At 74.5% G+C, this 1,095-nt stretch carries 1 protein-coding gene and 1 pseudogene; both read right to left on the bottom strand.

Annotation, left to right across the window (positions count from 1 at the left end; all coding sequences use genetic code 11):
- Nucleotides 1–185, bottom strand: a 185-nt coding sequence (locus A9W96_RS33275) for a hypothetical protein (protein WP_369830824.1), incomplete at its 3' end; no start/stop codon positions are given.
- A gap of 170 nt (nucleotides 186–355) precedes the next feature.
- Nucleotides 356–1,095, bottom strand: a pseudogene (locus tag A9W96_RS09835) (HAD-IC family P-type ATPase); the annotation flags it as partial.

Raw genomic sequence — 1,095 nt, 5'->3', positions numbered from 1 at the left:
GCGCTGCAAATGGCCAGCCCGCCGAGGCGCCGGTGCTGGTGCTCAAGGGGGCGCCCGAGGTCATCCTGCCGCGCTGCAAATTCGCCGACCCGGACGCCGACCTCGAGCGGGCCGAGGCGGTGGTGCACGGCCTCGCCGAGCAGGGGCTGCGGGTGCTCGCCGTGGCGCAGCGCGGCTGGAAGCACGAGACCGACGACGACGACACCGACGCCGACGCCGTGGACGCCGCGGCGAAGAACCTCGAGTTGCTCGGCTACGTCGGGCTGGCCGACACCGCCCGGGCGTCGGCGCGCCCGCTGATCGAGGCGCTGGTGGACGCCGACCGCGACGTGGTGCTGATCACCGGCGACCACCCCGTGACGGCGCGCGCGATCGCCCACATGCTGCGGCCCTCGACCAGGGCGTCCATCAATACGCCCAGATCCTCGTCGGTCAACACGATGTCGGCGGCGCCGCGCGCGGCCGACGAACCGCGACCGCTCACCCCGATACCGACGTCGGCCATCCGGATGGCGGCGGCGTCGTTGGCGCCGTCGCCGACCATCGCCGTCACCCGGCCGCAGCGCTGCAGGGCGGCCACGATCTGCACCTTCTGCTCGGGGCTGACACGGGCGAACACCTGCACGTCGGCTACCAGCTTGGCGCAGGCGTCCTCGTCGAGGCCGGCGAGTTCGGCGCCGGTGACCACCCTGGCGCCCTCGGGCAGGCCCAACTGCCGGGCGATCGCGCGCGCCGTCACGGGGTGGTCGCCGGTGATCAGCACCACGTCGCGGTCGGCGTCCACCAGCGCCTCGATCAGCGGGCGCGCCGACGCCCGGGCGGTGTCGGCCAGCCCGACGTAGCCGAGCAACTCGAGGTTCTTCGCCGCGGCGTCCACGGCGTCGGCGTCGGTGTCGTCGTCGTCGGTCTCGTGCTTCCAGCCGCGCTGCGCCACGGCGAGCACCCGCAGCCCCTGCTCGGCGAGGCCGTGCACCACCGCCTCGGCCCGCTCGAGGTCGGCGTCCGGGTCGGCGAATTTGCAGCGCGGCAGGATGACCTCGGGCGCCCCCTTGAGCACCAGCACCGGCGCCTCGGCGGGCTGGCCATTTGCAGCGC

Origin of the sequence: Mycobacterium sp. 1245852.3, from assembly GCF_001669335.1 — a bacterium.
Classification (GTDB): Bacteria; Actinomycetota; Actinomycetes; order Mycobacteriales; family Mycobacteriaceae; genus Mycobacterium; species Mycobacterium europaeum_A.
Note: the sequence above shows the minus strand (reverse complement) of the source record. Positions and strands in the feature narration are given on the sequence as shown.